Source organism: Paraburkholderia sp. SOS3 (assembly GCF_001922345.1).
Classification (GTDB): domain Bacteria; phylum Pseudomonadota; class Gammaproteobacteria; order Burkholderiales; family Burkholderiaceae; genus Paraburkholderia.
The window spans coordinates 858,183-870,957 of the sequence record NZ_CP018811.1; the positions used below are offsets into that span (position 1 = coordinate 858,183).

Consider the following 12,775-nt stretch of genomic DNA (forward strand, 5'->3'; position numbering starts at 1 on the left):
GGCACTGGAACGCCGATATAAAGGCCTATAAAGACGTAGACGGAACATTCGTAAGATCGCAATCACGGTCCGGGTACGCGGCTTGATACCGTTCAGATACAACGCCGGATTGCAGGATTCTCCGCGATCGGCTGCGACGTCGCGCGACGTGAAGATCTGCGATCACGACTCGCGCGTGCCGCGTGAATTTCATGGGCCGGCGCCGCCATTGACACCCCTGTGGTCAAAAGACCGTTGGTTTGCGGGGTTATCCCAAGTCGCCTACAATCCATTGCTCGACAAGCGTTGTCCGCAGACTTCCCCATAAACAGATAGAAGGAAAGCACCATGGAACATCAGCTCCCGCCTCTGCCGTTCGCGAAAAACGCACTCGCGCCGCACATGTCCGAAGAGACGCTCGAGTTTCATTACGGCAAGCATCACCAGACCTATGTGACTAACCTGAATAATCTGATCAAGGGTACCGAGTACGAAAATCTGACGCTTGAAGAAATCGTCAAGAAATCGTCGGGCGGCGTGTTCAACAATTCCGCCCAGGTGTGGAATCACACGTTCTTCTGGAATAGCCTGAAGCCGCAAGGCGGCGGCCAGCCGAGCGGCGCGCTTGCAGAAGCGATCAACAAGAAGTGGGGTTCCTTCGACAAGTTCAAGGAAGAGTTCACGAAGACGGCAGTCGGCACGTTCGGCTCGGGCTGGGCCTGGCTCGTGAAGAAGCCCGACGGCTCGCTCGATCTCGTTTCGACGAGCAATGCCGCCACGCCGCTCACCACCGATGCGAAGCCGCTGCTCACGATCGACGTGTGGGAGCACGCGTACTACATCGACTATCGCAACGCGCGTCCGAAGTTCGTCGAGGCGTACTGGAACATCGTGAACTGGGACTTCGCAGCGAAGAACTTCGGCTGATACTGATACGAAAGCGCGCCAACCGCGCCACATCGAATCGCGGCCTCATCGCGTAGCGAGCCCGCAGTCGGCAAACGATCTGTAGTTAAAATGAAAGCCCTCCATTGCGAGGGCTTTTGTGTTTTTGTATTCGTATGTTGTCCGTATCCAACCGCGCCGATTCATCCGGCTGCCGTCCATCGCGTTTTTGGCAATTGCCGTTCCATATTCCGATGTGATCGCGATGTCGTCGTTCTGCGCACTGCCTTTTCGCGTTTTACGAAACCTCCTTCCTTGTTTGAATGCATTGTCATGCATGAAGACGCGTCGTGTCTTTTTCGTGCAATACCGCACCCGGCGTGCGTGCTTGATGGTGAAAAAATATCTCAGTACACTCACTTGCGACGCGATGACTGCGGCAAGGCGAGCAATGCAAAGAGGCCTTCGCGGTCGCAGTCAATCTGCGTCCGGTGTCTTATGGCGTGATGCCCACTGCGCCGCTGCCCGATGGCGGGCAGTCCATGCGCGTAGCCGGGGCTCGGACGGTTCGTGCCGCGCGCGCAGCAAGCGTGCGCAATCACTGAGGTCTCTTCTTAAGGAGCGTCGCATCCGCGAGGCGTACGGCTTCGCGTGTCGGCATGCCCAGGTGATGGTGTCGTCCGTGGTGTTCGCAACGTTCGATTCATCCATGCCCATGCGCTCTACTAACTATCGTGGCCTGAGTAGTCAATGACACCCGAACTCGATTCCCCCAATCTGCTCGACACGATCCCCGCATTGATCTGGAACGGTTCGCCCGACGGCGGCGCGTCGTCCCTCAACGCGGCCTGGACGCGTTTTACCGGCAGGCCCCCAGCCGAGTTGCTCGGCTTCGGCTGGCAGCGCCTGCTGCATCCCGACGACATCTACTGCGTGCAGGAAGGTTGTGCACGCGCGCATGGCGGCGGCGCCGACCGGCGCATGCACGTGCGCATCCTCGACGCGAGCGGCCGTTATCAGCGCTTTCTCGTCAGCATCAGTGCGAACGGCGCGGACTACGACGCGCCCGGCGGCTTCGCGGCCGCGGCGATCCGGTTCATCGACAGCAGAGCGGACAAGCCCACCGATTGCATGGGCGAACGCGACCTGCGCTTTCCGTGGGGCCATGTGCCGGTGATGGTCTGGAGCACCCAGGCGGACGGCTACCTCGATTTCGTCAACGACCATTGGGTGCGTTTCACCGGCATGCCGCTCGAACGCGCGCAGGGTTGGGGCTGGCAGGAAGCCGTGCATCCGGACGATCGCGAGCGATCGATGCGCGTGTGGCGGCAGCTGCTGGAAAGCGGTCTCGAGGGCTCGTGCGAATGCAGGCTCGGCAACCACGAGCGCGGCTACCGCTGGTGCATGTCGATCGTGAAACCGAGGCGCGACGCGACGGGGCGCATCGTGCGCTGGTATGGAGCGATCCTCGATATCGAAGACCGCAAGCGCGCCGAAGACGCCTTGCGGTTGAGCGAAGCATATCTGACCGACGCGCAGCGTTTGAGCCATACCGGCAGCTTCGCGCTGAACCCGCACACGGGCGCGCTTTACTGGTCGCCCGAAATGTACCGGCTCTACGAATACGAGCCGGGTACGAAGGTCGATTTGCGTGCGGTGTTCGCGCGCACGCATCCCGACGATCTCGACGAGGCGACGCGCGCGTTCGCGCGGATCGGCGCCGGCGATCTCGAAGTCGACACGACGCATCGGCTCATGATGCCTGACGGTCGCGTCAAAGATATTCGCCTGCTCGCGCATCCGGTCGACTATCAGGCCGGCAAATCCGAGTATGCGGGCGCGGTCATCGACATCAGCGAAGCGAAGCAGGCCGAACGGCGTCTGCAGCAGGCGCACGACGACCTCGCGCACGCCACGCGCATCGCCACGCTCGGCGAACTGACCGCCTCGATTGCGCACGAGGTGAGTCAGCCGCTCGCGGCGATCGCCGCGAACGGCGCGGCCGGCCTGCGCTGGCTTGCGCGCGGCGAGCCCGATGTCGGCGAGGCGTGGCTCGCGGTCGAACGGATGATCAAGGATGCGCAGCGTGCCACCGACGTGGTTCGGCAACTGCGCGCACTGGCGCGCAAAGACGGCACCGCGCGCAAGTTCGACGACGTCAATCGCATCATTCAGGAGACGGTGCTGCTCGCGCAGCCCCAGCTATCGAAGAATCGCGTCGTGCTGAAGCTCGAGTTGTGTGCGCAACTGCCGCGCGTCGAAGTGCATGCGGTGCAGCTGCAGCAGGTGCTGATCAATCTGATGACGAACGGCAGCCAGTCGATGGACGGCGTCGACGGCGCGCGCGTGCTGACGGTGACTTCGTCGGCGAGCGCGGACGGCGGCGTGCGCGTGGTCGTGCGCGACGTCGGCACCGGTTTCGCGGCGCACGATCATGAAAAGCTCTTTTCGCCGTTCTTCACCACGAAGCAGGACGGCATGGGAATGGGGCTGTCGATTTGCAAGACGATCATCGAGAGCCACGGCGGCACGATCATGGCCTGCAATAACGCGGGGCCCGGCGCGCAGGTCACGGTGGAATTGCCGGGCGCCTGCCGGCCTGAGCGATATGCGAGCGCAAGCAGCCGCAAAGCCGACGACGCAAACTCGCGCGTCTAGTCGTCGAGTGCGCGGCGGCACGCCGTAAGGCCGTGCCGCGCGTCATGGAATGCCTAGCGGTCGAGCGCGAGTTTGGCGCCGAGCGCAATCAGGATCGTGCCCATCGAACCGTCGACAATCTTGCGGATGCGGCCGTAGCCGTTCTGCACACGCTGCATCGAGAAAACGATGGCCATCGCGTTGAACCAGCCAAGCGACACCACGGTGACGACGCCGACCGTCGCCGCATGCACCCATGACGGCGCATGCGCGGGCAGCACGGTGACGAACAATCCGCCGAAAAACGCGGCACCCTTCGGATTGGTCAGGCCAACCAGAAGACCGCGCCGATAGGCGCCGAGTGCGCTGGACGCGGCCGCGGCGCGCGCTTCGAGCCGGCCCGCGGGCTGGCGCAAACCGGCTAGCATTCTGATGCCGAGATAGATCAGATAAAGTGCGCCCGCCACGCGGATCGCGCCATAGAGCCATGCGAGTTGCGCCAGGATCAAACCGAGCCCGAAGATCGCAAGCGTGGCCCACAACGCATGCGACGTGGCGATGCCGCATGCGGCGAAGAGCCCGGCGCGGCGCCTCGCCAATGCCTGCGACGTGACGGCCATCAGGTCGGGCCCGGGACTCGCGCACGCGAGCAGCATGACGCCGCCAACCAGCGCGAGTTGTGGCAGATAGCTCATCGGGACGATCATTCCGTACCTGCCGTTGCGATTGTCCCTTTGCGCGGACGCCGCCCGCGAGACGTCGATTTGCGCGCCGTCTTGCCGGCTTTCGCCGCTTTCGCCGCTTCCGCCGAGCCGCTTGCAGCGGCGGAAGCCGTGGCTTCTTCGTGCTGCGATTCCCGCGAGTCCTGTGGCTCGTGCGACTCGCGCTGCTCGTGTCGCTCGTGTTGCTCGTGCGGTGCTTCCGCGTGGAACGGCAACTCCGCATTGACGGGCCCGGCCGATTCCGCGGACTGAGCTCCTTCCGCCGTTTCCTTCCTCAGCTTCTTCGCTTTTTTCGCGGCCGGTTTGCGTTCCGTGCGCGTCTTGCCGCGCGTGCTGGCGTGTTCGGCCGGTGCTTCGCCTGCCGCAGCCCGTCCACTGCGTCCACCGCGCCCGCCGCGTCCACCGCGTTCGCGAGGCTCCCGTTCCACTTCCGCTGCCGCTTCGAGAGGAGAGGCCGCAAGCGTGGCCTGCGGACCGTCGATGACTTCGCGCAGCACCTCCACGGCGGCTTGCGATTCGCTTGCGCCGCGACTCGCGCGCTCGCCTGCAGGTTCGCCGTGGGTCTCGACCGCGGCCTCTACCGACGAATCCACCGCCGCCTCCCCAATCGGCCCCGCTGCCACGTTGCGATACACGTAAGTGCCCGACTTCTCGTCGCGGCCCACTTCGAACAGGCCACGCGCCTGCGCTTCTTCGAGCAGATTGCCGAACGCGCGAAAGCCGTAATACGTTTCGTTGAAATCGGGCTTGCGCCGTTTGATCGCGTTTTTCAGCACCGACGCCCAGATCTTGCCGCTATCGCCGCGTTCGGACGCAAGCGCGTCGAAGGTCTGCACGGCGATTTCGATCGCCTTCGTCTTGCGCGTATCGAGATCTTCCTTGCGCTGCTTGTCGCCATCGGGCGCGCGCTTCGCCGACGGCTGCGGCGCGCGTGCCGCTTCGCGTTTGGCGGCGGCGCGCTGGCTTTCGCGGACCAGATCGTCGTAGAAAATAAACTCGTCGCAATTCGCGGTCAGCAGGTCGGATGTCGAACGCTGCACGCCGACGCCGATCACCTGCTTCGCGTTCTCGCGCAATTTCGACACGAGCGGCGAGAAGTCCGAATCGCCGCTGATAATCACGAAGGTGTTCACGTGCGACTTCGTATAGCAGAGGTCGAGCGCATCGACGACCAGGCGAATATCGGCCGAATTCTTGCCCGATTGCCGCACGTGCGGAATCTCGATCAGCTCGAAGTTCGCCTCGTGCATCGCCGCCTTGAAGCCTTTGTAGCGCTCCCAGTCGCAGTACGCCTTCTTGACGACGATGCTGCCTTTGAGCAGCAGACGCTCGAGTACGAGCTTGATGTCGAACTTCTCGTACTTCGCATCGCGTACGCCGAGCGCGACGTTTTCGAAGTCGCAGAACAGCGCCATACTGACGTTGTCGAAAGATGACGCCATGGGTTTTTCTCCATTGGAATGCCTGCCCGCTTTGCGAGGCCGCGGTCAGAAACAGAGAAAGTACTCGATCGCGCGCAGCACCGCAACGGCAAGCATCGATCGACAAAAAAGCCCTCGCGACGAGGGCTTCTGTTTCACTCATTGCATCCGGCCGTGCCGCGACGACCCGACGGGCCGCAAGGCGGGCGCTTATCGCGCGTTTGCGTTGGCATCGGCATCGCGCGCGAGGGCCGCGCGTGTTTCGAGCACATCGTCGATGAGCCCATACGTTTTTGCGGCGTCGGCCGACATGAAGTTATCGCGGTCGGTGTCGGTTTCGATTTGCGCGACGGTCTGGCCGGTACGCTCGGCAAGCAGCGCGTTCAACCGCTCGCGCAGGTAAAGCACTTCTTTGGCCTGAATCTCGACGTCGGACGCCGTGCCTTGTCCGCCGCCCGACGGCTGGTGGATCATGATTCGCGCGTTCGGCAACGCATAGCGTTTTCCCTTTGTGCCGGCCGCCAGCAGAAAAGTGCCCATGCTCGCGGCAAAGCCGGTGCACAGCGTCGACACGTCGGGCGTGATGAACTGCATCGTGTCGTAGATCGCAAGACCGTCATAGACGGAGCCGCCTGGCGAATTGATGTAGAACGCAATATCCTTGTCGGGGTTCTCCGATTCGAGAAACAGCAGTTGCGCGACGATCAGGCTGGCCGACTGCTCGTTGACCGGACCGACCAGAAACACGATGCGTTCGCGCAGCAGCCGCGAGTAGATGTCGTAAGCACGCTCGCCGCGGCCCGACTGTTCGATGACGGTCGGCACGAGGTTGAGGCCGGAGGCCGGAGCTGACAGGGTGGGGTAGTGCATGCGCATGAAGTCCTCGCTGGGTCCGATAAGAAAAATCAATTCACCTGAAGGAGTCGCACACGGGTTGGCGCGATTCCTGTCAGCGAAGACGCGTCGGCGAGAGCGGACGTGACGTGGAAATTTTTCTGATCGGCTGTCACGCACGGGCGAACGTGTGCGTCTACAGGTAGCGGAGCATGGTCCGATGGGCCAAAGGGTTCCGGCGACGATCGAGGAGCATGGCGAATGGATAACGACGCGCAACGCACGCAGGCGAGCGGAATGGACGGAACAGATCAGGCAAACGGCACAGAGGGCGTGAGCGGGCGAGCGGCGCCCCGGTCCGACGCAACTTTCGAAGCGCTGCGCCGCAAGCTCGTCGCGCACGCGCAACGCATGCTCGGCAGCCGCGCCGAAGCCGAAGATGTCGTGCAGGACGCGTGGCTCAAGTGGCACGGTGCGTCGGCCGCGGAGGTCCGCTCGCCCGACGCGTGGCTCACGACGGTCACGACGCGCCTCGCGATCGACCGCCTGCGCCGCTTGCGGACCGAGCGCGCATCGCACGTGTCCGGGAAGCTGCCCCATACGTGGCTGGCCGATGCGCTTGCTCCCGCCGCCGACGAACGCGCATTGCACGCATCGGACATGTCATATGGCGTCATGTTGCTGCTCGATCGTTTAAAGCCTGACGAGCGTGCGGCGTTCGTGTTGCACGAAGCGCTCGACTGCGATTACGCGGAAATTGCGAAGATTCTGGCGAAGACGCCCGTTCATTGCCGCCAGATCGTGCATCGTGCGAAAGAGCGGTTGCGGCGTGCGGGCGCGCCATCGAAAGCAGCAGATCCGGCTGAGCATGCGCGCCTTGTCGAACGCTTGCGCGCGGCCATCGACGCCCAGGATCGCATCGAACTCGTGCGTCTGTTCAGCGTCGGAGTGCAGATCGGGGACCGTGACGGGCGCGGCAAAGGCTTGTCGACGAGGGTCGCTTGCGCATCGGCGAGATCGATGTCGATGTCGATGCCGACGTCGCTACCTCGCGCAGAAGCGATACAGCAGGCCCTCAGCCTGTCCGCGATCCGCCGCCTGCTGCGGCAAATTGCGGATCAGCCCTCGTCATGGACGCGGTGCGGCGCCGTCCCAGTTGATATCGACGCATAGCACCTGCATGCCGTGCGCGGCCTGCGAGGCGATCGACGCGGTCACGCACAGGTGCGCTTCGTTGATCGACAGATACGGCGGTGTCAGTTGCACGCGTCCGGGCGCGCGTACGGCCTGGATGAAATAAGGCCGGCGTTCCCAGCTCGCGCCTTCGGAATGCAACAGCGGACGGAAGCGCTTTGCGCGCTGCGAAGCGCGCCCGCTCGGCAGCACGTTGTCGCCGATCTGCCGGCCCGAGCCGTCCAGCAGGAAGCAGCGCGCCGTTTCCCGCAGCGCGAGCAGCGGCGCGGTTGCCGCTGACATCGTCGCGCCTTCGGCAAGTTGCGCGCTCGCCTGCTCGAGCGCCTCGACGAACGGTGCGAGCCGCTCGGCCTGCGCCTGCTCGCGCGCCGCGACGCGCTTGCGCAGCGCCGCCGAAAGGTCGTCCATCAGGCTCACGGCGACCTGCGGCTTGACCGGTTCGACGCTCGGCGATGCGAAGAACGTGCCCTGCACGAAGTCGACGTTGCATTCGAGCGCGATCAGCGCGTCGTTTTCGGTGGTCAGATTGCCCATCAGCACGAGCTGCCCCGATTCGTGCAACAGCGACACGATGCCCGGCAACACGCGCTCGATATGCGAATGCTCGGTGGCCTGCGCGAGAATGCCGCGGTCGAGCGTGACGATGTCGGGCCGCAGCGTCCAGACGCGGTCGATATTCGAATGCTTCGCGCCAAAGCCGTCGAGCGCAATCAGAAAGCCCGACTTGCGCAGCGCGTCGATGATTTCCGCAAAGCGCGTGGTTTCGCCGCCCGCCTGCTCGCTGACTTCGAGCACGACGCGCTGCGGCGGCAGACCGAGCGCCTTGAGGCCGGCAAGCAGCGCGTCGCCATAGCTCATATCCATCAGCGCGGCCGGATGCAGGCTCAGGAAGAGCCACTCGTCGTGACTGTCGAACGCATTGAAATTGCCGAGGTGCAACGATTCGGCAAGCCGCCCGAGTTCGAGCAGATCGCCGCGCCGCGCGGCTTGCGAAAACACTTCGTGCGACGGCACCTGCATCGCGTTTTCGTCGTGCACGCGCAGCGACGCGTGATAGCCGATCGCGCGGCGATGCGATACCGAAAACACCGGTTGAAACACGCTGAACACGGTATAGCCGCCGTAGCGGACCGTGCGGCGGGAACCTTCCTCCCCCGCGACAGGGCGCGGCGGCTGAAAACCGGGAGGGTCGAGTTCGACCATGCTCATCGTGTCGATCATTCGCGGGTATGCGCAAGTGCGCGGAGTGCTCAGTTTACAGGATCGGCCAGCAAGAAACATGCGAGCGGACAATCTGCCGCGTCGTCCGACCGATGGCTTGCCGGCAAGGCCTGGCGCGGCTTCAGCGCGCGCCGCATGCGCCGCAGGCGCCGGTTGGCGGCACATCGATGGTGCAACAGCGTGCGTCGCGCCCCGTTGCGGTTCGCTGCGGTCCGTCGCGACCGCCCGCGATACTCGCGCGCAGGATCAGGTCCGCTCCGACGGATCGGTTTTCGCCGCGGGCCGTCGGATGTCCTGAGCGAGTTGCGCGAAAATCCATGACGTGCCCGCGGTGATGATGCCCACGCAAACGAATGTCGCGTGAAACGCGGGCAGCGTGTTCGCTTCGGTGACGCGCGGAATGATGCCGGTGAACGTCGTCAGCATCGCGCCCGCGACGGTGACGCCGAGGCTCATCGACAGCATTTGCACGAGCGAAAAGAGACTATTGCCGCTGCTTGCGCCGCCCGTGCCGAGGTCCTTCAGTGTCAGCGTATTCATCGCGGTGAACTGGATCGAATTCACGCCGCCGAAGAACGCAAGCTGAACGAGCCGCAGCCATAGCGGCTGGTTCGGCCCGGTCAGCGCGAAGCTCGCCATCGCGAGGCCGACCAGCACGGTGTTCGTGACGAGCACACGCCGGTAGCCGTAACGGAAGATCAGACGTGTGACGAGCCGCTTCGAGGTCATGCCGGCCGCGGCGACCGGCAGCATCATCAGGCCTGCTTCGAATGCGCTGTAGCCGAGGCTCACCTGCAGCAGCAGCGGCAGCAGATACGGCATCGCGCCGCTGCCGATCCGCGCGAACAGGTTGCCGAGTATCCCCACGCTGAATGTATGGATCCTGAAGAGGTCGAGCGAGAAGATCGGCTGCGGCACGCGCACCGCGTGCAGTCCGTATGCGGTGAAAAAGCCGAGGCTCAGGATCAGCAGCACGAGCACCGTGGCATGGGCGAAGCCGAATTCGCCGCGGCCGTCGAGCGCCATCGAAATCGAGATCATTGCGACGATGAGCAGCAGATAGCCTTTCAGATCGAACTTCGCGGTGTCCGGATTGCGCGAGTCCGGCATGAAGACAAAGGTGGCGATCACGCCGATCACGCCGACGGGCACGTTGATCAGAAAGATCCAGTGCCACGAAGCGATCTTCACGAGCCAGCCGCCGAGCGTCGGTCCGATCAGCGGACCGATCAGCCCCGGTATCGCAACGAAGGACAGCGCGGGCAGATAGCGTTCCGCGGGAAATACGCGCAGCACGGCGAGACGTCCGACCGGCAGCAGCATCGCGCCGCCGGCGCCCTGCAAGATGCGCCATAGCACGAGCTGTGGCAGCGTATGCGCGCTCGCGCACAGCAGCGAGCCGAGCGAGAACACGAAGATCGCGCTCATGAACACCCGCCGCGTGCCGAGTTTGTCGGCGAGCCATCCGGACACAGGGATCATCACCGCCATCGTCAGCGAATACGCGATCACGACCGATTGCAGATGCAGCGGCAATTCGCCGAGGCTCGTCGCCATTGCCGGCAACGCGGTGTTGACGATCGTCGAATCGAGCGTCTGCATGAAGAAGCCGGTCGCGACGATCCACAGCATGACCGTGAGCGATCGGGCGGAGGGCTTGACGGGAGATGTCTCGGAGCTTGTCGTTTGTGCCATGAGTGCGAAGGCGAGCCGGTGGAACCGGTCGGGCGATATTTTAAGCAAAAACTGTATCGGCGCGCAGAGGTTGCGCGTGCCGACACGCATCGGCTGCAAGCGGCGAGCCTGTAAGGACAGCGATGCATGCTGCATCGGCATCGGTCGATACGGATGCGTGAGGTCTTTCGTGTTCTATTGGATGGAACGTACGTGCCTGCGCATCGGCGTCGGCCCCGGATGGTGCACGAGTGGAAAGCGCGTTGCGCGGCGCTGGGCTTTACAGCTTGGCCGCCGCCTCGAAAAAGGCCAGCGCGCGCGGGTCCTGCGTGTAGGCGGCATTGATGCGAATCCACGGGCACGTTTCGGCATTCGGACGGAAGTAGTGTCCGGGCGCGACGGTCACGCCGAGCGGCGCACCGCATTCGGCGAGCACGCGCGAATCGTCGATATGCGGCACGCGCGCCCAGATCAGATTGCCGCCGAGCGGCTTTTCGAACACCTCCCAGCCGGCGGCCTCGAGCATCTGCACCGACGCGCCGAGCGCTTCGCCCATGCGCCGGCGCAGCCGTTCGATGTGCTTGCGATACACGCCGCGTTCGAGCATCGCGACGGCCACGGCTTCCGTGAACCGCGAGCCGCCCACGCTCGTCAGCATCTTGATGTCGGCGAGATCCTTGATGATCGCCTGGCTCGCGATCGTATAGCCGATGCGCAGCGACGACGACAAGGTCTTCGATAGACCGCCGATGTAAATCACATGTTCGAACTGATCGAGCGTCGCGAGCCGGTCGGTTGTTTCATTCTGGAAGTCGGCGAAGATGTCGTCTTCGATAATCGTGAAATCGTAGTCGCGCGCCATTTGCAGCAGGCGAAACGCCACATGCGGCGCGACCGTCGTGCCGGTCGGGTTGTGGAACACGCTGTTGACGAAAAACAGCTTCGGCCGGTGCTGCGCGAGTTGCAACTGCAGTGCGTCGAGGTCCGGGCCGCTGCGCGTGCGCGGAATGCCGACGAGCTTTACGCCATGCAGTTTGAGCAGACCGAACAGATTGTAGTAACCGGGGTCTTCGACGAACATCGTGTCGCCTGCTTTCAGCATGTAGCGCATCAGCAGGTCGAGCGCCTGGCTTGCGCCTTGCGTCACGAGAATCTGCGATGCATCGACGTCCATGCCGAGCTGCGCCGAGCGGCTGCGCAAATGCTCGCGCAATGTCGCGTTGCCGAGCGGCGTCGCGTAATCGACAAGACTCGCGGCGTCGGTGCGCGACACGTGGCGGACAGCCTGCGCGAGACTGTCCATATCGCGCCATCCCTCGGGAATAAAGCCGCTGCCGAGCTTTAACGTTCCACCCGGATGGTTCATCTGCTGCAGCAGATGAAACGACTCTTCTTCGGCGCGCCGCGGGTCCGACGTGCCCTGGCAGCGGTCGACGCCCGCGCGTGCGCGCTGCGCGACATAGAACCCCGAGCCGTGCCGCGAATCGAGATAGCCGAGCGACACGAGCCGGTCGTACGCCTCGATGACCGGGAAGCGGCTGATCGCGTGGTCGGCGGCGAACTGTCGGATCGACGGCAGCTTCGTGCCCGCGTGCGCGGTGCGCGAGCCGATCCATTGCGTGACGCCACTGACGATCTGCTCGGTGAGCGGCACGCCGCTTTCGCGATCGAGTTCGATATCGAGCTTCATGCGCCTCCTTGTTCGGGCCGTCGGCTTTCGCTTGCACTTCGCAAAAGTGTCCGTTTTTTCAACTGCACAGTTCCGTTGAAAGTGTTCGGTACTGTGCATGTGATTGGCGACATCGTACGTCAATAATCGACGTACTGAAATGCTTTGCAAGGAGCACTGCGATGCGCGAAATCCGAACTTTCGAACTCGAGCACGGCGAGCCGGCGGCCGCGTGGCGTGTCGCGCAGCCGCTTCTGCTCAAAGTAACGGCCGGCGAGGTGTGGCTGACGATGGAAGGCGACGCCGAAGACTATTGGCTCGCGCGCGGCGACACAGTCAGGCTGCCGCGCGGCGTGACCGCCTGGCTCAGCGCCGGCGATCAGGGCGCGCGCGTCGTGCTGTCGGGCAACCGGCGCATGACGGGTTGGCCTTTGACGCGCACGTCGGCGTGGAGCTGGCTGCCGCGGTGGTTGCTGGCGGTTTGAGTTGTGGGCTCAAGTCGCCGCTTCGAGTTACACGATCCGTGCGGCAAATGGATG

Annotated in this window: 11 protein-coding genes; 4 read left to right on the plus strand and 7 right to left on the minus strand. The window is 63.8% G+C overall.

Annotated elements, in window-relative coordinates; genetic code table 11:
• The first annotated feature begins 327 nt into the window (after positions 1-327).
• Positions 328-906 carry a superoxide dismutase gene (locus BTO02_RS03915; RefSeq protein ID WP_075155926.1) on the plus strand — a complete coding sequence of 193 codons (579 nt, stop codon included), beginning with the start codon at positions 328-330 and terminating at the stop codon, positions 904-906.
• A 45-nt stretch (positions 907-951) separates the two neighbouring features.
• On the opposite strand, the gene BTO02_RS34090 is transcribed toward BTO02_RS03915, so the two are convergent.
• Entirely contained in the window at positions 952-1,203 is a 252-nt protein-coding gene (locus BTO02_RS34090; protein ID WP_156883739.1) for a hypothetical protein, read from the minus strand.
• Between the two features lie 411 nt (positions 1,204-1,614).
• On the opposite strand from BTO02_RS34090, the gene BTO02_RS03920 reads away from it, so the two are divergent.
• Entirely contained in the window at positions 1,615-3,522 is a 1,908-nt protein-coding gene (locus BTO02_RS03920) for a PAS domain-containing sensor histidine kinase (RefSeq protein ID WP_075155927.1), read from the plus strand.
• A gap of 53 nt (positions 3,523-3,575) precedes the next feature.
• Here the strand turns inward: BTO02_RS03920 and BTO02_RS03925 are convergent, their stop codons facing one another.
• From BTO02_RS03925 to clpP, 3 genes are all read right to left on the minus strand, one after another.
• Positions 3,576-4,196, minus strand: a complete 621-nt coding sequence (locus tag BTO02_RS03925) for a LysE family translocator (protein WP_075158569.1) — start codon at positions 4,194-4,196, stop codon at positions 3,576-3,578.
• Positions 4,197-4,204: 8 nt separating this feature from the next.
• Positions 4,205-5,665 (minus strand): NYN domain-containing protein, encoded by a 1,461-nt coding sequence (locus BTO02_RS03930; RefSeq protein ID WP_075155928.1) that lies wholly within the window; start codon positions 5,663-5,665, stop codon positions 4,205-4,207.
• A gap of 189 nt (positions 5,666-5,854) precedes the next feature.
• A complete protein-coding gene (clpP, locus tag BTO02_RS03935) occupies positions 5,855-6,520 on the minus strand; it encodes an ATP-dependent Clp endopeptidase proteolytic subunit ClpP (protein ID WP_156883740.1) in 666 nt (221 codons plus the stop codon).
• 219 nt (positions 6,521-6,739) lie between these two features.
• Here clpP and BTO02_RS03940 point away from each other — a divergent pair, with 219 nt between their 5' ends.
• The gene (locus tag BTO02_RS03940; protein WP_332262256.1) at positions 6,740-7,651 is read left to right on the plus strand and encodes a sigma-70 family RNA polymerase sigma factor; all 912 of its coding nucleotides are present in this window, start codon (positions 6,740-6,742) and stop codon (positions 7,649-7,651) included.
• Here the strand turns inward: BTO02_RS03940 and BTO02_RS03945 are convergent.
• From BTO02_RS03945 to BTO02_RS03955, 3 genes are all read right to left on the minus strand, one after another.
• Complete coding sequence (locus BTO02_RS03945; RefSeq protein WP_075158571.1) at positions 7,607-8,881, minus strand: EAL domain-containing protein; 1,275 nt, start codon at positions 8,879-8,881, stop codon at positions 7,607-7,609. The two genes, BTO02_RS03940 and BTO02_RS03945, sit on opposite strands and share 45 nt — an antisense overlap.
• Positions 8,882-9,139: 258 nt before the next feature.
• Positions 9,140-10,588 (minus strand): multidrug transporter subunit MdtD, encoded by a 1,449-nt coding sequence (gene mdtD / locus BTO02_RS03950; RefSeq protein ID WP_075158572.1) that lies wholly within the window; start codon positions 10,586-10,588, stop codon positions 9,140-9,142.
• Positions 10,589-10,847: 259 nt separating this feature from the next.
• A complete protein-coding gene (locus tag BTO02_RS03955; RefSeq protein WP_075155929.1) occupies positions 10,848-12,257 on the minus strand; it encodes an aminotransferase-like domain-containing protein in 1,410 nt (469 codons plus the stop codon).
• A 161-nt stretch (positions 12,258-12,418) separates the two neighbouring features.
• Between BTO02_RS03955 and BTO02_RS03960 the strand changes: the two genes are divergently transcribed.
• Complete coding sequence (locus tag BTO02_RS03960; protein WP_075155930.1) at positions 12,419-12,721, plus strand: DUF2917 domain-containing protein; 303 nt, start codon at positions 12,419-12,421, stop codon at positions 12,719-12,721.
• Positions 12,722-12,775 lie beyond the last annotated feature (54 nt).